The organism is Agrococcus casei LMG 22410, assembly GCF_900163565.1.
Taxonomy (GTDB): Bacteria; Actinomycetota; Actinomycetes; order Actinomycetales; family Microbacteriaceae; genus Agrococcus; species Agrococcus casei.
Genome location: NZ_FUHU01000043.1, coordinates 24,660 through 44,753, shown reverse-complemented (window position 1 = coordinate 44,753; position 20,094 = coordinate 24,660). Strand labels below are relative to the sequence as shown.

At 59.7% G+C, this 20,094-nt stretch carries 11 protein-coding genes and 1 pseudogene; 9 read left to right on the top strand and 3 right to left on the bottom strand.

All coding sequences use genetic code 11. From position 1 onward, the window contains the following. Positions 1–35: 35 nt before the first annotated feature. Together CZ674_RS10640 and CZ674_RS10635 are read right to left on the bottom strand one after the other, a co-directional pair. Positions 36–1,043 carry an Ldh family oxidoreductase gene (locus CZ674_RS10640; protein WP_200810094.1) on the bottom strand — a complete coding sequence of 336 codons (1,008 nt, stop codon included), beginning with the start codon at positions 1,041–1,043 and terminating at the stop codon, positions 36–38. A 150-nt stretch (positions 1,044–1,193) separates the two neighbouring features. After that, entirely contained in the window at positions 1,194–2,144 is a 951-nt protein-coding gene (locus CZ674_RS10635) for a LysR family transcriptional regulator (protein ID WP_268802401.1), read from the bottom strand. Positions 2,145–2,277: 133 nt separating this feature from the next. Here CZ674_RS10635 and CZ674_RS10630 point away from each other — a divergent pair, with 133 nt between their 5' ends. The 5 genes from CZ674_RS10630 to CZ674_RS10610 all read left to right on the top strand — a co-directional run bounded on the left by CZ674_RS10630 (position 2,278) and on the right by CZ674_RS10610 (position 7,416). After that, complete coding sequence (locus CZ674_RS10630) at positions 2,278–3,066, top strand: ABC transporter ATP-binding protein (RefSeq protein ID WP_086992506.1); 789 nt, start codon at positions 2,278–2,280, stop codon at positions 3,064–3,066. Positions 3,067–3,084: 18 nt separating this feature from the next. After that, complete coding sequence (locus CZ674_RS10625; RefSeq protein WP_086992505.1) at positions 3,085–4,077, top strand: ABC transporter substrate-binding protein; 993 nt, start codon at positions 3,085–3,087, stop codon at positions 4,075–4,077. Between the two features lie 5 nt (positions 4,078–4,082). Next, positions 4,083–4,988, top strand: a complete 906-nt coding sequence (locus CZ674_RS10620) for an ABC transporter permease (protein ID WP_159456966.1) — start codon at positions 4,083–4,085, stop codon at positions 4,986–4,988. Between the two features lie 77 nt (positions 4,989–5,065). Then, positions 5,066–5,845: an enoyl-CoA hydratase/isomerase family protein gene (locus CZ674_RS10615; protein WP_086992503.1), complete on the top strand. Its 780-nt coding sequence runs from the start codon at positions 5,066–5,068 to the stop codon at positions 5,843–5,845. Next, positions 5,845–7,416, top strand: a complete 1,572-nt coding sequence (locus CZ674_RS10610) for an AMP-binding protein (RefSeq protein ID WP_086992502.1) — start codon at positions 5,845–5,847, stop codon at positions 7,414–7,416. The genes CZ674_RS10615 and CZ674_RS10610 overlap by 1 nt, the downstream gene beginning before the upstream one ends. Before the next feature lie 25 nt (positions 7,417–7,441). Here CZ674_RS10610 and CZ674_RS10605 read toward each other — a convergent pair. Next, a pseudogene (locus tag CZ674_RS10605) lies at positions 7,442–7,903 on the bottom strand (restriction endonuclease); the annotation flags it as partial. Between the two features lie 125 nt (positions 7,904–8,028). Here CZ674_RS10605 and CZ674_RS10600 point away from each other — a divergent pair. The 4 genes from CZ674_RS10600 (at position 8,029) to CZ674_RS10585 (ending at position 20,050) form a co-directional block, all read left to right on the top strand. After that, positions 8,029–13,623, top strand: a complete 5,595-nt coding sequence (locus CZ674_RS10600; RefSeq protein WP_143244720.1) for a DUF3320 domain-containing protein — start codon at positions 8,029–8,031, stop codon at positions 13,621–13,623. A 93-nt stretch (positions 13,624–13,716) separates the two neighbouring features. Next, positions 13,717–15,675, top strand: coding sequence for a type I restriction-modification system subunit M (locus CZ674_RS10595; protein WP_086992499.1), 1,959 nt, complete (start codon positions 13,717–13,719; stop codon positions 15,673–15,675). Further along, positions 15,672–16,937 (top strand): restriction endonuclease subunit S, encoded by a 1,266-nt coding sequence (locus tag CZ674_RS10590; protein WP_086992498.1) that lies wholly within the window; start codon positions 15,672–15,674, stop codon positions 16,935–16,937. The genes CZ674_RS10595 and CZ674_RS10590 overlap by 4 nt, the downstream gene beginning before the upstream one ends. Next, positions 16,934–20,050 (top strand): type I restriction endonuclease subunit R, encoded by a 3,117-nt coding sequence (locus CZ674_RS10585; protein ID WP_086992497.1) that lies wholly within the window; start codon positions 16,934–16,936, stop codon positions 20,048–20,050. Before CZ674_RS10590 ends, CZ674_RS10585 begins: the two co-directional genes overlap by 4 nt. The last annotated feature ends 44 nt before the right edge of the window (positions 20,051–20,094 follow it).

The window sequence follows — 20,094 nt, the reverse complement described above, 5'->3', positions numbered from 1 at the left end:
ATGCTGCTGCTCAGCTTACTGACGCACGACTCTCACTACGTCGCGAGGAGCTCGCGGATGGCTGGTGTCACGGGGATTCCGCGGGCTTCGGCCTCGTCTCGGGTCCGGTATCGGCGGTCGGCCGGAATCCGCTCGATGCCAGCGTCGCGAAGAACGCCGATCAATTGGGCGGCGCGAGCTGCGAAGTCGGCCGAGCCGCCGCGGTTCGGATCAATCAGCAGCAAGAACTGACCTGTTTGCGTTGAGGCAGCGCCCTCGGGTTTGCCGGGCGCCGCTTCAACGCTGAAGTCGCCGCCTGTCAGGGCCGACGCCAGCAGCTCGACCATGAGCGACAGTGCCGCGCCCTTGTGGCCGCCGAAGGGCAGCAGGCTGCCCCCAGCTACGATCTTGGCGGCGTCTGTGGTCGCCTGACCTTCGGAGTCGAGGCCGGTGCCCTCAGGCACCTGGCGTCCTTCATTTGCTGTGAGAGTGACGTCACCCATCGACATCGCCGACGTGGCGAAATCGACTACCAGCGGCCTCGAGCCGGCGACCGGGGCCGCGTAGGCGAGTGGGTTTGTGCCGTAGACCGGGCTGTTGGCGCCCAGAGGTGCGGTGTTCGGAACCCCGGCGGTGACTGCGGTGATCGCCACGAAGCCGGCATCGGCAAACGGCTCGAGGTCAGGCCAGAGAGCGCTGTGGTGGTGGGAGTCGCGGATGGCGATCACGGCCATGCCGTGCTGCTCCAGCGCCTGCAGGGCGAGGGGCCGTGCCCGCTCGATTGCGAGCTGCGCGAACCCGCTCTTGGCATCGACGCGAATGTATGTGGGGGAGACCGCCTCGGCAGTCGGCTCGGCGGTGCCGTCGAGGTAGCCGGTGTTCAGCGTCTCGACGATCTGTGGCACGCGGAAGACGCCGTGGCTGAGGGCTCCGTCGCGCTCGCATCCGGCGAAGTTGCGAGCCATGATGCTCGCGGCTTCGGGAGACGCGCCGGCTGCCTGCAGCGTGCGATCGATCGCGGCGACCAGGTCGTCGAATCGGATGTGCTCGTCGGTGTCAGGCAAGAGGGCTCCTCGGCGTCGGTGTCGATCTTCAACCGTAACAACGTCCGCGTGGGGGGCGTCACGAAAGCTCGTGCTGGATCCTTGAAATCAGGCTCAGCATTGAGGGTGCGTGGCGGTCGAGGTATCGCACACTGTGCCTCGGCCAGCACCTCACGCGTCAACCAGCAGCTCCCAGCCGTTCTCTTCGGCAAGCTCGCGGGCCACTGACGACAGCGCGTCGATTGCTGCCTGCGCGAGCGGATCGGGTCTGCCCATCCGCACCACTGCCGCGACCTCTCGGTACGGCAGGTCGGTCACGTTCAGGCGCGCCACATCCGTTCTGCCTGCCAACGTCAGACCCGGCACCATCGCCACCGCGAGCTTGTTGCGAACGAGGCCGAAGAGCGCGTCGAAGTTATTGCTGTGAAAGGCGATGTCGGGTCGAAAGCCGGCCTTCGCGGTCGTGTTCATCAGGCATGCGTGCGCGAGGGTGCTCGTGTCGTTGCCGGCCCATGCCTCATGTTCGAGCTCGTCAAGCTCGACGGATGCATGCGAAGCCAGACGATGGCTCGGCGAGCCGATGACCGTCAGGGGCTCGCGCAGCAGCGGAATCACCTGCACATCAGATGACCACGGCGGTGACGCGACCTCGTAGCGAAACGCGATCGCCACATCGATGTCACCGCTGACGACCTGGGGCAGCAGGTCCCAAGGTTCGCCCTCGTGCAGGTCGACCTCAACACCCCGCCGACGCACGAGAAACTGGGCAACTGAGCGACTCAGCAGCTGCGCATCCGCCGATCGAAAACTGCCGATGCGAATGCGCCCTGCCTGCCCGGCTGCGAGACGACCTGCGTCGCGCTCGACCTGAGAGAGCAGCCCAACGAGCTCGGCGCTGCGTGCTCGCAGATACAGCGCTGCCTCGGTGGCGTGAATGCTGCGGCCGGCCCGATCGAACAAGCGGAGGTCGAGGGTCTGCTCGAGCTTGGCGATCTGCTGTGACACCGCCGAGGGCGTGTATCCGAGCTCGCGACTCGCGGCCGCGAACGATCCGGTGTCAACCACCGCCGCAAGTGTTTGCAAGGCTGTCAAGGTTACCCGCACGTTTTCCCCATTCCGCATCTGCAGCATCCGATCGTTAGCAATATTAATGCTCGAGGCCCGAAACATCATTGAAACTGCAGTAGAAGCACGGGTGGCCCTGGGGAAGGCTGATTTGTAGTCAAGGACGACAACCCCTTCAGGAGAGAATCGCATGCCAAATATCACCGTTCGCGGTGCCGAAGTGAAGTTCCCCGGCACCAAGAAGCACAGTGAGCCAGTGCTGGCGCTTTCAGATGTGAACCTGTCAATACCCGACCAGCAGTTTGTGTGCCTACTGGGCCCGAGCGGCTGCGGCAAGTCGACGCTGCTCAACCTCATCGCCGGGTTCCTCGAGCCCACTGACGGTGAAGTGCTCGTCGACGACGAGCCGGTGGCCGGCCCAGGCCCCGAGCGCGGCGTCGTGTTCCAGAGTGCCAACGTGTTCCCGTGGCTGACCTGCGCGCAGAACGTGGCCTTCGGCCCGAAGCTGCGCGGCAAGTCGAAGGCCGAGGTCGCCGAGCAGGTCGACCACTACCTCGAGCGCGTTGGCCTGCTGCCGTTCAAGGATCGACTGCCGATGGAACTGTCGGGCGGCATGCGCCAGCGACTGTCGCTCGCACGCGTGCTGATCAACGACCCGCCCATCCTGCTGATGGATGAGCCATTCGGCGCACTCGACGCGCAGACCCGCATAATCATGCAGGAGCTGCTGCTCGAGCTCTGGGAGCGCGACCGCAAGACGGTCATCTTCGTCACGCACGACATCGACGAGGCGCTGCTGCTGGCAGATCGCGTCTATGTCATGTCGACTCGCCCCGGCCGCATTCTCGACCACGTCGATGTGCCGCTTGCGCGGCCCCGCAATTACCAGGTTTCGAATGACAAGGCCTTCAGAGACCTGCGTCAGAGCCTGTTCGAACAACTCCACGATGACGCCGCGCACAGCGCCAACGTCGCGTGACTACGAAGGAGTAGAAGAGTGATCAAGAAACTTGTTGCATCCCTGGCGGCTCTCGCCATGATCTTCGGCCTGGCGGCGTGTGCTGGCTCGGGCAAGACCGAGGTGAAGGTCGGCTGGATTCCCTCCGTCAACTTCATCGCATGGATCTCGGCCGTTCAGGCGCTCGAGGAGTCCGAGAACATCGACATCGAGCTGGTGGAGTTCTCGTCGTCGTCAGCGGCACTCGTCGCACTGCAGCAGGGCGCTGTCGACATGACGACCACTGGCTACAACGTCTTCGCTGATGGCCTCGCGCAGTCGGACATGCCTCTCTCGTACATCTCGGGCATCTCGACCTCGGGTGCGTTCTTCATCGCACGCGACGATGCCGAGATCGAGGACTGGAGCGACCTCGAAGGCAAGGTCTTGGGCGGCTCGCGCGGCAGCGCCGAGTACCTGCACATGAACAACTCGATGGCAGCGAACGGCGTCGTGCTGGGCGAAGATGCTGAGTACCTGAACTTCCAGAACGGCACCGACGTGATGCTCGCGCTTCGCAACGGCGACATCGACGCGACCGTCTCGTACGAACCCCTCATCAGCGAGACCATCGCTGCTGGCGGCGTCGACGTCGTGCCTGCTCTGCAGGAAGACCTCTATTCAGCATCGTTCGAGGTCTCGAGCGGCCTGCTTGCCAGCGACAGCTTCGTGGCTGAGAACCCTGAGGCAGTCGACGAGATCCTCAGCGTCTACACCGGCAAGGTCGATGAGCTGCAGCAGGACCCGCAGCCGGCAGTCGATATCTACCTGAGCTACGCCGCGGGTGATCGCGACGTGATCTCGGCAGCAGCTGACCGTGTGACGCTGACATACGAGCTTCCGACCGACGAGATGCTCGCCATCGGCACGGCACTCACCGAGTCAGGCCAGCACAGTGAGGACATCGGGCCCAAGCTGGCCACCCATCTCGACTACTCGCACCTCGAAGCGGCCACCGGAAAGTCGGCCTCCGAACTCGGAGCCTCCGAATGACGGGCATGACGCAGCGCAGAAGCGCCAACAGTGAAGCCGCCATCGGCAACCGAACTCGCGCCATCGCAACGATGTCGCCGGGTGAAGCCCGAGGGCAGAACAAGAAGCTGAAGCGCAGCGGATCGATGCCCTGGTGGCAGCGGTTTGGCCTCGCGGTCATCCTGCCGGTGCTCTTCGTGATCGTGTGGCAGTACGTGGCGTCGACCGGCTCGTTCGGCGGCGGCATGCTGCCGACGTTCACCGACTCGGTCGAGGCATTGCGAGTCTGGATGTTCGGCCAAGCCGGAGACAGCTACTTCGCTGGCGGATGGCTCGCCTCGCTGGGTGCATCGGCGCTGCGGGTGTTCAGCGGCTTCTCGATCGGCGCGGTGCTCGCGATCACGCTGGGCCTGTTCAGCGGTGTCTCGCAGAACGTGCGCGGCATGGTCGACCCGTTCATTACGATCCTCCGCCCGATCTCTGTAACGGCATGGGTGCCCATGGCGCTCATCATCTTCGGCATCGGCTACGCGCCGGCGATCTTCCTCACGGCACTCGGGACCTTCTTTCCGGTCTACGTGGCAACGCTTGCAGGCGTGCGTTACTCAGAGGGAAGCCTGGTGCACGCAGCACGGATGCTCGGGGCGAACAAGCGACAGACGCTCCTGCGAGTCACGCTCCCGGCGACGCTGCCGAGCATTGCCACCGGCATGCGCGTCGCGGCGGGCATCGCGTGGACGTGCGTTGTCGTGGCAGAGATGCTCGGTGCGAAGTCGGGCCTCGGCTACACGCTGATCCTCGCGTACAACCAGTTCCAGTTCGACTACATTGCCGCGGCGATGGCGAGCATCGGAGCCGCCGGCTACCTCACCGACAAGCTCATCGAGCAACTGATCCAGCGCCGCCTGCGCTGGGCGATGACCACCAGCTGAGCCCCGCTTCTGTGGCCCGGCGTGCTCGCTGGGCCGTCACGACCATGCAATGACCAACCCATCTGTAAGGAACCACAATGACTGACATCGTGTTCGAAACCCGCGACCGCATCGCACTCATCACACTCAACCGACCCGACTCGCTCAACGCCTGGACGACCGAGATGCAGCAGCAGCTCGCATCCGCTGTGACGGCGTACGGCACCGACGACACTGTCGATGCAATCGTCATCACTGGCACCGGCGAGCGTGCGTTCTGCGCTGGCCAGGATCTCGCCGAGATCACCGACTTCACGTCTGACGACGTCGAGGGTTGGCTCGACAACTTCAAGATCGTCTACGACTCGATCCTGTCGGTCCCGAAGCCCGTTGTGGCCGCCCTCAACGGCGTCGCAGCAGGCTCCGGCTACCAGCTCGCGCTGATCTGCGACCGGCGCATCGCTCATTCGGGTGTGCGCATGGGGCAGCCCGAAGTGAACTCGGGCATCCCGAGCATCACCGGCCACTTCCTCACGCAGTACAGCCTCGGGCACTCACGCACGTCAGACATGATGCTGACGGGTCGCCTGCTGGGCGCAGACGAAGCGCAGCAGGCAGGCCTGATCCACAAGCTCGTCGAGCAGCAGGACGTGCTTGCAGCAGCAATGGAAGACGCCCGCGAACTCGCATCGAAGCCGCCCCTGGCGTTCAAGCTCACGAAGCAGCGGATGCGCGACCTCATGTGGCCGGGACTGCTTGAGGCATTCGAGGCGGCACTGGTCATCGACCAGGGTGCCTGGAGCGATGGCGAGCCGCAGCAGTCGGCCAAGGACTTCTTCACTGCGCGAAGCGCAAAGGGATCGGAGGGAGCTGAGTAATGCCGGCCCCCGCAACACCCTCGCTGCACGCTGCGCTGCGGCCGCAGCAGGTGCTTGACGAGTACCCCACGGTGAAGGAGCTGCTCGAGCGCTCTGTCGACAGCAACCCCGAAGTGATCTATGGCGTCGACTGGACCGGACGAGCACTCAACCGAGCCGGGCTCTTTGACAAAGTGCTCGAGATGCAGACATCGCTCGAGCAGACCGGAATCACGCCCGGCACTCGTGTGGCGGTGGCGCTCGCGAACTCGCTCGAGCACATCGCGATCGTGTTCGCGGTGATTCGCATCGGTGCGATCTGGGTGCCGCTCAACACGAAGCTGAAGGGTGAGGCGTTGCAGCACCAGCTGCGCGACTCGGGTGCCGCATATGTGCTGGTGCATCCCGATTCGCCCATCAGCGTCGAGGTCGAGAGCAGCACGACGGTGACCTTGACGATCGCCCCCGGCATCGCCGCGATCAGGCTCGCGGGAGCAGAGGGGGAGTCTGCTCCTGCCGAAGAGATCTCTGCCGAGACCATCGCGATCATGTACACCTCGGGCACCACGGGCCCGGCGAAGGGTGCCCAGGTCACGAACACGATGCTGATCGCCTCGGTCGTGGGCGCGGTCGCAACCACGGATGCCGAAGACGGCGACGTCTTCTACGTGTGGGAGCCGCTCATTCACATCGGCGGTGCCCAGCTGTTGCTGCTGCCGCTGATCAAGGATGTGCGACTGGCGCTGAGTGAGCGGCTCAGTGTTCGCAAGTTCTGGCACGAGGTCTCGGCGTTCGGCGCAACGCACATCCACCACCTCGGTGGCGTGCTGCAGATGCTGCTGTCGGCAGAGCCTTCGCCGATCGAGCGTGAGCACGGTGCCCGCATCACATGGGGCGCCGGCGCTACGTCGCAGATCTGGGATGACATCGTGCAGCGCTTCGGGCTGAAGATTCACGAGTGCTACGGGTCGACTGAGACCTCGAGCATCGTCACGGTCAACAAGACGGGCGCATCCGATGGAATCGGGCAGCCGCTGCCGTGGTTCGAGACGCGCATCAAGGGTGACTCGGCTGACGAGGGCGAGCTCATCATCCGGCCCGAGCGCCCTGACCTGATCACGCCGGGCTACCTGAACCGCCCAGATGCCACGCGTGAGTCACACCAAGACGGCTGGTGGCACTCGGGTGACCTCGTACGTCGCGCTGACGATGGCAACCACCACTTCTTGGGTCGTACGAACGACAGCATCCGCATTCGCGGCGAGAACGTGTCGGCATGGCAAGTGGAGTCGGTCTTCGGGGCGCACCCTGAGATTGATCAGTGTGCGGCAGTGGGAGTGGATGCGCAGATCGGCGAACAGGAGATTCTGCTGTTCGTGATTCCCGTCGAGGGTGCTGAGCCTGACCCCGCGCAACTGGTCGAGTGGGCGAAGAGTCGGATGCCGCAGTTTCAGCTGCCGCGCTACGTGCGCTTCATGAACGAGCTGCCGTTGACGCCAAGCCGTCGTGTGGCGAAGAAGCAGCTGCCGCGTGATGTTGAGGGTGCAGTCGATGTCGGTGGGGGTGGGCGGATCAGGACGCGACAACCGTGATCAGGGCTAAGCAGTCGTCCCGTTCCTACAGGTAGCGTTTCACCGTTTCACGGATCTCATCGGCAAAACGGTAAATGTCGTCAAGGGACTCGATTGGGTGGCGTGTTTCCTTCTTGTCCTCATCGAAGATGCCTACGTACTTCTGCTTCGTGTTGAAATGAAGTCTTGCGACAGGCTTTCGATTGTTGTCATCGAGAAGTACCGCGAAGTAGGTTTTGGCATCGCGGTGAACGATCCGTTGAGGCTTGGCCTCGGCGACAGCGATCGCCTTAACTATCTGATAGGCCTCGAGTTCCTCAAGCGTGGTTTCAACGTCGGGATCGGATTCGATATTCTCGACCGCCGCAGCTTCGCTGGAGTTGCTCGCTCCTGTTTCAGTAGCCGATGGCGTCTCGACGCCAGCGCCAAGGGCTGTCTTCAATCGATCATTCACTTGGTCGGTGAGGAATTGCTTCATTGCCTTCTGAGCCAAAGGAGCGAACTGATCGCTTCTGCATCTAGGGACAACTCGAGTGCTAGCAGGAGGGTCCTGTCCTCGGCAGCGGACCAGAGACTCCTTAGGCCTGACGACATCTACTAGTGGTTAAGGAATGATGATGTCGCCGTAGACTGGTGGGAGATCGAGGACAACTGCGTCCTCTATTTGACGTAAATGCATTCATGTCAGGAGTGTGCGGGGTGACAACGACGTCCGGCCTTTCATGCGACCGTGTAATGGTTGCGATCAAGCAGTGGCGCGACTCCATTGTGAATATGTCTCGCCGGAATCGCCTATTGAACTACAAGCCAACCAAGTCTTCGACTCTTGAGCTCATACGTCATTCACCTGATGAAGTGTTGCAGTTTTTGATGTCGGATCATGGTACCTACGTTATGGGCACGGTCCCTCCCGATAGTACTGCGGAATCGGATTCTATGGGCTTGTCATCTGAGTCGGCAAATGGGAATGGGCAGGATTTTGAAGTACAAGACGTACTGCTTCAGAGCCTGCAAGAGTTTGATTTTGCGAAGCATCCCGATCAGCTTTTTGTGAAGAAGACGCAGCTTGAGGTCGACCGCGCACTTCGCAACTTGCACGCTAAAGCGCAACGTCAGTACCTGGATCGTGGTTTGCGCGTTTTGTATCTAGCCCTCGGTGAGCTTCGATGGCAGGACCTTGCTGGCGACGTATATCGAAGCCCACTGATACTGGTGCCGGTCAATGAGATTCGCAAAGGGCCTCGGGAACGGATCTACTTTGAATCGTCTGACGAAGATATTGTTTTCAACCCGGCGCTTCGCTTGAAGATGGAGCAAGAGTTCGGGTTGGACATACCGCCTGACGATGAACTGATCGACGTGAACGAACTGCAGTCCGGTGAGGCATTTGCTGCTATACGGGATCGGGTGGGCGAAGTGGAGTGGCCCGCCGGGTGGGAGATTGACGACTTTGCAGCACTCGCAGACTTCGCATTCCAGAACGAAGCTATGTACCGCGACCTCCTCCAGAACGAAGCTCAGGTAGCGGACTCGGACTTAGTCCGAGCGCTTAGTGGCGGGATCGACCCAGAAGACTCCAACTTTGCGTTCGATCCATACGATCCACAGGACATCGACAGGATTGCTCCTCCGGAAACCTCTGATCTTGTGCTCGACGCGGATTCATCGCAGCGTGCAGCTATACAGGCCGCAGTCGACGGCAAGAGCTTCGTGCTCGATGGGCCACCAGGAACAGGCAAAAGCCAGACGATTGCCAATGCGATCGCTGCGTTGATCGGCAAGGGGAAAACTGTACTGTTTGTCTCTGAGAAGGCCGTCGCTCTTGATGTCGTGAAGAAGCGGTTGGACGGTCGTGGCCTAGGGCAATTCGTTTTCAGTCTGCACAGTGCCACCGCTTCCCGCAAAGAAGTCGCCAGTGCCCTTGGCTCAGCCCTAGTGGCCGACACTGAAGTTCCGCGAGGGCTCTCCGAGATTGACTTGCATACAGTGACTTCTGCACGTATTCAGTTAACTGACTATATACAGGCGATGAACGAGACTCGGCAACCGATTAACGACTCTCTCTATCAGATTCTCGGCAAGTACGAAGTCTCCCGAATCGATCACCCGGCACCGCCAGTGCATCGTGAGATTGCATCGCTGACCCAGCTGGACCTTGCGCGCGTCAGCGAAGTGGCGACGCGACTTGCTAACCGGTGGGACTTGCACTTGCAAGGAGAGAGGGCACTCTGGCACGGTCTCGTTTTCGGGGGCAGCAAAGACTTTGTGCTTGCCAAAATCGAGGGACTGCTGGGTGAGATTCGGCCGCTATTTCGGGGGTGCGAAGTGTCACTCGCTGCCTTTGACTTCGCTGGGGTGTCTGGCATGCGACAACTAGCGTCCATGCTTGAAGATGTAGCTCAGCTAGAAACGGCAAGCGCGACTCATTGGTTAAGCGTCGTCGAAACCGGCACTTCTTTCGAGGCGTTGCAATCTGCGATTGAAGCTTGGCAATTGTGTGATTCTGCAAAAGCGCAACTCGAGACGCTATCGGCTGGAGTCCGACGCGCTATCCCCTTCGAAGTAACAGCAGAGATCCAGCCTCTTGAGGACTCGATTGTTGCGATTCCGTGGCTACACACGGATCTACCATTGAGCACGGCGCTTTCGGTCAGCGACGCCGGTAGGCGTCTCGTCGAAGTCATTAACGAATTTGAAGCGAATGCGAGGCTTCTTGCCAGCAACCTAGGTGCAGCGATGCCCGCCAGTCTGCTTGAGTCCGAGGTCATGCTTCGGGGGGCCACTGCGCTATTGGCCGACCACGCCCCGTTAGCTGCGTGGTTATATCAACCGAATGGAGTGGAGGCTGCAACAATCGCGGCCGATCGCCTTGCGAATGCGCAGCGCGAACTGGATACGGCGGCCGTCAAAGCCGAACCCTTCTTTAGCACTGAAGTGCTGACTGCTGATTTCGATCGGATCGACTGGTTGGTGGCAAACTACAGCGGCTTCTTGAAACGCGGTGCAACTGGTCATAAGGAACTTCGCGCTCGTCTGTCTCAGATCAGTTCCTTGCCATGGAAGGTCGCGGTTTCAAATCTGCCGGCAGGCCGCGCTTGGGCAGAATCGCACTCCAGGTATATGCGCGAGCATGACCGCAGCGCCCAGATTCTAGGAAGGTACGTGGGGCCACCGACACAGACAATATGGACCGAACTGTGGGAGGCGCTAGGAAATGCCCGAGTAGCTGTGGCGCTGCCTCTGTTGGACTTCAATGCGACCGAACGCGTGACTACATCGATCCTGGAGAAGAATTCTGTTCGTCAGATTCGAGACGTCGTGGGCTCTTGCCTCAGTGCAGTGCGTACGCAGATCAGCGAATCGCCATTGCTTCCGGTCAATGGTCACGACGCATTGACGACAATGTTGTCTCAAATCACTTGGCTGACTGAAGAGCTGACTCCGTGCTTGCGTGTGGCAGAAACCTTGAATCTTGACGAAGGAGCGCAAATAAAGATCGGCGGTGTGTTGAAGCTGCTGAATAGCCGTCTTAACGTTCATTCTACGGAGGCTAAGCTCAGTGAAGCCTTGTTGGGTCTCCATAGTGCTTTCCCTGAGTCCGAGATCGATTCTTCTCTCGACTTGCAGTGGTTGACTCAATGCCAGCACCAGTTAGAGGTTGCGCGACGCGTACGCGAGGCCGCTCGCGACGATGGTGCAGCCCTTACACAGGAACAAATTGATGCGCTTCACTTGGCTCCCCCTTTGCAGGGAGCCGAGGCGCTGTTGGATCAATATGCGCGGGAGCGCGAGGTATTGACGGGTTGGTTTGACCCCAGCCGCCAGCCAGACTTGGCAGCGGATCTCGAGGATCCGTTTGATGCGTTGAATCTCGTCCGAGACCTTCGGGGAGGGCTTGACCTTGCGGATGACTATTTGGCAGCGGCCGCAGTGCGCCAACAGGCGACTGATTTAGGGCTTGAAGACGTGTTTGAGTATGCAAAGCTCGTCGGGCTCGGACAGTCTTCCGTGGCGGATTTTTTCCTGACTTCGGTGCTGAAGGCCTGGCTGGACCACGAATATGCCAACGACGAGCGAATCCGTATTGACTCGGCCGAATCTCAAGCTGCCGTTGTCGACCAATTCCGGACACTCGACGCGCGTTTGAGAGACCAAGCAGTGGCTCGAGTAGCGACTGCGCTTCACTCGAAGCGGCCCAAGAGCATGATCGGACAGGCCTCACTGATTCGGCGGGAGGCTGAAAAGAAGCGAAAGCACCTGCCGATTCGGGAGCTGGTGGAGCGCTCGCTGGACGTAATTCAGGCCATTCACCCGTGCTTCATGATGAGCCCACTGGCAGTTAGCCAGTTCATGCCGTCTCTGAAGATGTTTGACGTTGTGGTCTTTGATGAGGCCAGCCAGATCCTGCCGGGTGACGCCATTAACGCCATCTATCGGGGCCGTTCCCTCATGGCTGCTGGTGACCAACATCAGCTTCCGCCGACATCATTCTTCGCGGCATCACACGTTGGAGACGAAGAGGATGGCGATGAAGACATGGCCAATGACTTCGACTCCTTGCTCGACCTCATGAAAGGCAACGGAAATTTCTCTACCCAGACGTTGAGATGGCACTACCGAAGCCGGCATGAGGATCTCATTGCGTACTCGAATCATTCGTTCTACGAGTCGAAACTTATGACATTCCCTTCTGCGATCAGCGAATCCAATGATCTCGGTGTTCATTTAGTGAAAGTCAATGGCGTCTACCGAAGAGCTGGAGCACGTGACAATCCCATCGAGGCCGTCGAAGTCGCGAGTCGCGTGATCCGTCATTTCCAAACTCGACCAGGCAAGTCGTTGGGAGTGGTCACGTTTTCGACTGCCCAGCGAGACGCAGTGGAAGCTGCCATCGAACTCGCGCGTCGAGACCATCCAGAGCTCGACGACAGCTTTGGCAGCGATCGCTCATCTGGGTTCTTTGTCAAGAATCTGGAGTCTGTTCAAGGCGATGAACGTGACGTCATCATCTTCTCAATCGGTTACGGGCCAGACGAGCATGGGCGAGTCTACAACCAGTTCGGCCCAGTGAGCCGTGATGGAGGGCACCGAAGACTGAACGTAGCTATCACGCGAGCTAAAGAGCTCGTTGAGATCGTCACATCAATCAACGCGGGTGACATCAAGGACTCTGCGTCGTCCGGAACACGGCACTTACGTCGGTACTTGGATTTTGCCGAGCGCGGCGTTGACGCCCTCGCCATGGACAGTGGCGATAGAAACCACGACGTTGAGTCGCCTTTTGAAGAGGCGGTTTTACACTACGTTCGTGAACTGGGCTACGAAGTCCTGCCGCAGGTGGGAGTCGCTGGGTATCGGATTGATCTGGGAGTGCGTCACCCGGATCAGCAGGGAGCATTCTTACTTGGTATCGAATGCGACGGTGCGATGTACCATTCGAGCAGAGCCGCCCGCGACAGGGACAGGATCCGGCACGATGTTCTTGTGGGTCTGGGATGGAGACTCCACCACATCTGGGGAACGGCTTGGTTCAGGCACCCTGACCGCGAGAAGCAACGACTGAAGGAAACGCTTGCGCGACTTCAGGAACTGCCTGTCACGGGCATGTTGCCGACAAGCTTGGATCAAAGCGACGATGACAGTGCTGTGAAGACGACCATGGCGTCCCCGGTAGTTGATGTGCGCTCCCAGCGTCCCGAGTGGGCCGCTGAATATGAAGTGGCTAAGCCAGACGAGATTGGCCCATGGGTCGACCTTGGCGATACATCTGGACGGTGGGCCATTCGCAAGTTTGTTGAACAGGTAGCTGAGGTTGAGGCTCCGATCCATATGAGTGTTCTTGGCCAGCGCCTGCGAGAGGCAAGCCACATTGGTCGCGTAGGAGCACGTATACGGAGCAACCTAATCGCCGCTTGCAAATCGAATGACTACAGCTTCGACGGTGAGATCTTGCGGTTGCCTAATGAAAAGATTTCGATCAGGTACCCGAACGCGGAATTCACCAGATCACCGGACGAGGTTCCGATAGAAGAACTTGTTTCCGCAGTCGAACATGCAGTTGAAGATGCCGTTTCAATCGACCGGGATGAGTTGACGAGGTACGTTGCCGGGGTATTCGGGTGGCTGCGTGTGTCGGCTGAAACCCGCGCGCGCCTTGAGTTGGCGATCGATGGAGCCGTTGATTCTGGGAACGTCAAGGAATCTGGCCGAGGCCTTCGAATGAGCTAACTTATCGCTTCGCGAGCCGAGCGAGCTGGTTCTCGGGTCGCAGCCCAGCAAGATACTTTGAGTCTGACAAACACTAGGAACTGGACTTCACAATTGTTCAACCACGCTTCATTCATTTGGTCGGCAGCTGATCTGCTCCGCGGCACCTATAAGCAGCACGAGTACGGCGACATCATCCTGCCGTTCACGGTGCTCTCTCGCCTTGATGCGGTGCTGGCACCGACAAAAGCTGCGGTGCTCGAAGCTGCAGCAGGTTTCGACGGCGACAACGAGCTGCCGAATGCCATGCTTCGCAACAAAGCGGGTCACGAGTACTCGTTCTATAACCGCTCCAAGCACAATCTGAAGACGCTGCAAGGAGACACTGACAACCTCGAAGAGAATCTGCGCGACTACGTCAACGCATTCTCACCGAACGTGCGCGACATCTTTGAGAAGTACAAGTTCGAAGACACCATCGACGGGCTTGCCGCCAATGACTTGCTGCTGCAGATCCTGCAGCACTTTGCCAAGGCCGATCTGCACCCCAAAAACGTCGACAACGAACAGATGGGTCACATCTTCGAAGAGCTGATCCGCAAGTTCGCCGAGGCGTCAAACGAGACGGCCGGTGAGCACTTCACTCCCCGTGAGGTCGTCCAACTCATGGTCTCGATCCTGCTCGAAGGCGACGACGAGCTGATGACCCCTGGTGTGATTCGTGACGTCTACGACCCTACGGCGGGTACCGGCGGCATGCTCTCGGCCGCAGAAGACAAGATCACGGCCATCAATCACAGTGCGCAGGTCAACCTGCTTGGGCAAGAGCTCAATGCCTCGTCTTACGCAATCTGCAAGGCCGACATGGTCGTCAAAGGCCAGCCGATTCGAAATATCGTGCACGGCAACACGCTCACCGACCCCGCGTTCGCCAACCGAACCTTTCATTTCGGGCTCTCGAACCCGCCGTTTGGGGTCGACTGGAAGAAGGAACAAGCGGCAGTCAAGACAGAACATGAGGTGGCTGGATTCGCGGGTCGTTTCGGCCCGGGTCTACCGAGAGTTTCAGACGGTTCGCTGTTGTTCCTAATGCACCTGGTCTCGAAGCTCCGTGATCCGAGTGAGGGCGTTGCCGGTCGTGGCGCGATCGTGCTGAATGGCTCGCCGTTGTTCACCGGAGGTGCGGGCTCGGGAGAGTCGAACATTCGCAAGTGGGTGCTCGAGCAGGACTACCTCGAAGCCATCATTGGCCTTCCCGCCGACATGTTCTACAACACCGGCATCAGCACATATATCTGGATCATCAACAAAGACAAGCCGAAGCATCGCCGCGGCAAGGTCCAGCTGATCGACGCGACCGAGATGTCCCAGAAGATGCGCAAGAGCGTGGGCTCGAAGCGCCGCTATCTGACCAGCAAGCACATCGAGAGCCTCGCCCGTATCTACAGCGAGTTCGAAGAGACCGAGACCTCGAAGGTCTTCGCCAATGAAGACTTCTTCTATCGCACCATCACCGTGGAGCGACCGCTGCGCCTCAACTACGCGTTCACGGCCGACCGCATCGAGCGTGCGCTCGCGGTACGAGCGGTCGGCAAACTGGAGTCGGATGCGCAGACCGACTTGCGTACCGCGTTTGAGACTGCTGAGACTGCGTCGGACGGCATTGTCTCGACCAACCGCAAGCAGTTCACCGCTGAGCTGACCACGGTGCTGAACAAAGCCGGTCTGGCGCTGAAGCCTGCACTTGTGGCGGCTCTCGTGAATGAGCTTGGCGAGCACGACGACGACGGCGAACTCGTCATGAAGGCAGGCAAACCAGCTGCTAACACTGCGCTGCGCGACAGCGAGAACGTGCCCTGGGACGAAGACATCCACGATTATCTCGAGCGCGAGGTAAAGCCCTTCGTACCAGACGCTTGGATCGACGAATCTAAGACCAAGGAAGGTGCCGACATCCCATTCACGAGGCACTTCTACACGTATGTGCCGCCACGGACGCTGGAAGAGATCGACCGCGATCTCGATGAGGTCCTCGGACGGATCCGCGCACGGCTCGAGCAGGTGAAGGCGTGACCACGATTTCCGATCCCCTCGAAGGCAAATGGCCGAACGCCAAACTAGGCCATGTAGCAAGAGTCAGTACAGGATCTGCCGATCTCCAGGATGAAGTCATTGAGGGAGAATATCCCTTCTATGTCCGTTCCTCCTTCGTCAGACGTCACTCGCTGTATACACACGATACTGAAGCGGTCTTGACTGCGGGGGACGGGAACGTAGGCGACATTTATCACCACGCGAAGGGAAAATTCGCTGTTCATCAGCGTGTTTATGTGATCGAACCTGGGCCTCATCTCACTTGTCGCTATTTGTACTACGCCATGCACGCCCTGTTCCTGGAGTCTCTCCAGGGCAGCACCGCGAAGTCCACCGTTGAGTCACTGCGCCGCCCTATGCTTACGGGATTCCAAGTCCCGTTGCCCCCATTGAAGGAACAGCAGAGGATCGCGGACTACCTCGACCGCGAAACTGCCGAGATTGATGCGTTGATCGCCGAGCAAGTGGGTCTGCGCGAGCTGCTGTCAGAGCGATTTGAGTCGGATGTCGCCCGGGTTATCTCGGGAAAGACCATGAGTGAAAAGGATCAACTGGATCACTTCTTTCATGAGCTTCCCGAAACATGGAGAAACCGCAGCGTCAAATCTGTCCTCAAGGTGCTGACGGACGGAGCTCATATTTCTCCTGAAACGGAAGGCGGTGTGTATCCCTTCGTCTCCACTCGAGATATTTCGAGTTCCCAGATCGACACTGATGGGGCTCTGCTCACATCGCCGGAAACATACCGCTACATGGTCAGAACAGGCTGCCAGCCAATTGAAGGCGATGTGCTCTTCTCAAAGGACGGCACCGTCGGCACAACCGCTGTCGTGGGGCAAGAACGTCCATTTGTGGCTGCATCGTCTTTGGTCATTCTGCGGCCGGAATCGACTGCCATGGACTCCCATTTTCTTGAGTATGCGCTCCAATCGAACCAGGTTCGGTCTCAAGCGGCCCAACGGATGCGGGGAGCCGGTCTTCCGAGGATCTCGGTGGCGAATGTCGGACGATTGCGTGTCCCTCAACCCCCAATTTCAACGCAGCGGGAGATCGTTTCGTATCTTGATGGGCACCGATTGGAATATGTAGCGATGAGCCGGGCAATTGCAGATCTCATCGCGCTAGCCAAAGAACGTCGCGCAGCACTCATCTCGGCAGCAGTCACAGGCAAGATTGATGTGACCGAGAAGCACAAGTCGGCAGCTGAACAGCTCGAAGATGGCCTTGCGGAGGCACGATGACCGCCATGCATCAGGAGCTCGCGCTTCAAGCAGAGATTGCCGATCACCTTGAAGCTCACGGTTGGCTGCGCTCCGAGAATTCTGCTGGTTACGACAAGGAACGGGCGCTCTACCCTGAAGATCTGCTCGGATGGCTGGCCGAGACTGATGCTGCCAACTACGCAAAGATTGTGCCAGAAGATGCATCTGCTGAGGCGCGCGCGAAAGGTGAGCAACGCATCCTGAATCGTGTCGCAAAGCTGCTTGCTACGGATGAGTCACACGGGGGCGGCACGCTGAATGTGTTGCGCAAGGGGTTCGACCTTCCTGGTGCCAGAAGCCGCTTCAGTCTGCTGCAGATGCCGCCGGCCGACGACCGTAACCCGAACCTCACCGCCCGCTACGGCAAGAATCGGCTACGTGTGGTGCAGGAGGTCGTCTACTCGACGAAGAGAGCCGACCGCATCGACCTCGTGTTGTTTTGCAACGGCATCGCAGTGGCGACGATCGAGCTGAAGACATCGTTCACGCAGTCGCTTGAGGCTGCGATCGCGCAGTACAAGACTGACCGCCACCCCCAGGGTGAGCCGTTGCTGATCTCGGGCAGGGGAGCGCTCGTCCATTTTGCGCTCTCTGACTCAGAAGTTGCGATGAGCACGCATCTCGCCGGCTCTGAGACCGTGTTTCTGCCGTTCAACAAGGGGCACGAGAACGGGGCTGGCAATCCGCCGGTCGAGGGCAAGGCCCGCACGTCCTACTTCTGGGAGGACGTGCTCGAGCGCGATGCCTGGCTGAGCATCCTGGCGAAGTTCATTTACACGAACCATCAGAAGCGCACTGACCCCATCACAGGCAAAGTCACGCAGAAGACGCAGATTCGCTTTCCCCGCTACCATCAGTGGCGCGCTGTCACGCGGCTCACCGCATCCGCTCGTGAAGAGGGTCCCGGTCACAATTACCTGATTCAGCACTCGGCGGGCTCAGGCAAGACCGACTCGATCGCCTGGACAGCGCACCGAATGGCGTCGCTGCACACGCCTGAGGGCCATAAGGTCTTCGACGGCGTCATCGTGATCGCCGACCGGCAGGTGCTCGACCGTCAGCTGCAGGATGCCGTCGACCAGCTCGTGAATGTCACGGGAACGTTCCAGCCGATCACATCGGGAACTGACGGCTCGAAGACCCAGCAACTGACTGAAGCGCTGGCGTCGGGTGTTCCGATTATCGGCGTGACGTTGCAGACCTTCCCGTACGCACTTGAAGAGATCAAGAAGAATGGCGGTGTGCTTGCGGGCAAACGCTTTGCCGTCATTGCAGACGAAGCGCACTCCTCGCAGACCGGCGCTTCATCGCGGTCGCTGAAGGAACTCCTGTATCTGGCTGACGCGCCCGAATCTGTCGATGAGAGAGAGGCGGGGGCTGACCAGGACGCCTTGGTGGCCATGGCTGCGAATGTCGACGAGGACAAGCGCATCAGCTTCTTCGCGTTCACGGCGACGCCGAAAGCCAAGACCCTCGAACTGTTCGGCCAGATCGGGGAGAGCGGCAAGCACGAGCCCTTTGATCTGTATTCGATGAAGCAGGCGATCGAAGAGAAGTTCATCCTCGACGTGCTGCAGAACTATACGACCTATGAGCTCGCGGCCCGGATCGCGCTTCGTGGCGCGGACGACGAAGGCGTTGACGAGGTGGATGTGCGCAAGGGGACCCGCGCATACATCGGTTTCGTTGAGCTGCACCCAACAAACGTGGCGTCCAAGGTCGAGGTGATTCTCGAGCACTACCAAGAGGCCGTGCGTGATGAGCTCGGTGGGCGTGCGAAGGCGATGGTCGTGACATCGTCGCGAGCCGCTGCGGTGAAGTATGCGCGTGCGTTCCAGAAGGCGATCGAGCAGAAGGGGCTGCCGCTCAAGACCCTGGTCGCCTTCTCGGGAGAAGTTGCTGATCCAGACGTCGTGGCGCTGCCTGGCACGGAACAGAAGATGGTTACCGAGGCATCGATGAACCCCGCCCTCAAGGGGCGTGATCTCGCATCCGTGTTTGCGCAGGATGACCAGAACATCCTGATTGTCGCCAACAAGTACCAGACCGGCTTTGACCAGCCGCTGCTCGTGGCAATGTACGTCGACAAACCTCTTTCGGGCATCACTGCTGTTCAGACGCTGTCGCGATTGAACCGTATGGCTCCTGGCAAGCAGAACACCTATGTGCTCGACTTCGTCAATGATGCCGACCTGATTCTCGATGCATTTCAGGAGTACTACGAGGACGCGACGATCTACGAGGAGTCGGACCCGGATCTGGTAGCCGATCTCATGGTGAAGCTCGACGCCCAAAGCATCTACACCGAGGCAGAAGTGAACCTGGTGTGGGACGAGTGGCGGACCCTCAACGGCAAGCACACCAAACTCGGCGCTCACCTCGACCCGGCCGTTGAGCGCTTCGCATACCGGTGGAAGGCTGCGGTGTATGAGCAGAACGACGAGGAACTTGAAGTGTTGCAGGACTTCCGGTCGACTCTGGCGCAGTATGTGAAGTCATACGCCTTCTTCTCGCAGATTCTGCACTTCGGCGACCCCCGGTACGAGAAGCTTTCGGTGTTCGCTGACCTGCTTGCTCGGAAGCTTCGCGCGTTCAACGCAGATGATCCGGATGCCACGGCAGTCGATGTCGATGACGTGGTGCTCACACATTTCAAGCTCGAGAAGCTGCGAGACGAGGATCTGCATCTGCAGTCAGGTGAAACTGAGGGGCTTCGGGGAATGACCGAAGCTGGCTTGGCCAAGATCCGCGAGAAGGAGCGCTCGCCAAAGACTGAACTCGTCGAGAAGGTGAACAAGTACTTCGGTGATCTTGATGCTCGCGACGAGTACAAGGTGCAGTTTGCTGAGACTTTGCTAGCTGAAGCGCTGGACAGCGATGAATTGAGGTTGCAGGCTCTGAACAACAGCAAGGCAGACTTCTCGAATTCACCCAAGCTGCAGATTGAGATCGAAGATGCGCTGTGGCGTCAAGATGGCGCAAACGGCGAGATTCAGCAGGCTGCGAGGGCGCTGTCTACAGGGCGGCTGATCGAGTTGGTGCTCGAGCTTGGGCTGTATGACCGGCTGCGGGCTACGGGGACCGAAGGGTGAGGTTGCGGGCTTCTTCTGGATTGCTCGTCGGTGCATACGTCGAC

Excerpts from the sequence above, each read along its gene's own strand:
- CZ674_RS10630 (WP_086992506.1), top strand. The coding sequence starts at position 2,278 with ATGCCAAATATCACCGTTCGCGGTGCCGAAGTGAAGTTCCCCGGCACC.
- CZ674_RS10610 (WP_086992502.1), top strand. The coding sequence starts at position 5,845 with ATGCCGGCCCCCGCAACACCCTCGCTGCACGCTGCGCTGCGGCCGCAG.
- CZ674_RS10615 (WP_086992503.1), top strand. The coding sequence starts at position 5,066 with ATGACTGACATCGTGTTCGAAACCCGCGACCGCATCGCACTCATCACA.
- CZ674_RS10585 (WP_086992497.1), top strand. The coding sequence starts at position 16,934 with ATGACCGCCATGCATCAGGAGCTCGCGCTTCAAGCAGAGATTGCCGAT.
- CZ674_RS10635 (WP_268802401.1), bottom strand. The coding sequence starts at position 2,144 with ATGCGGAATGGGGAAAACGTGCGGGTAACCTTGACAGCCTTGCAAACA.
- CZ674_RS10620 (WP_159456966.1), top strand. The coding sequence starts at position 4,083 with ATGACGCAGCGCAGAAGCGCCAACAGTGAAGCCGCCATCGGCAACCGA.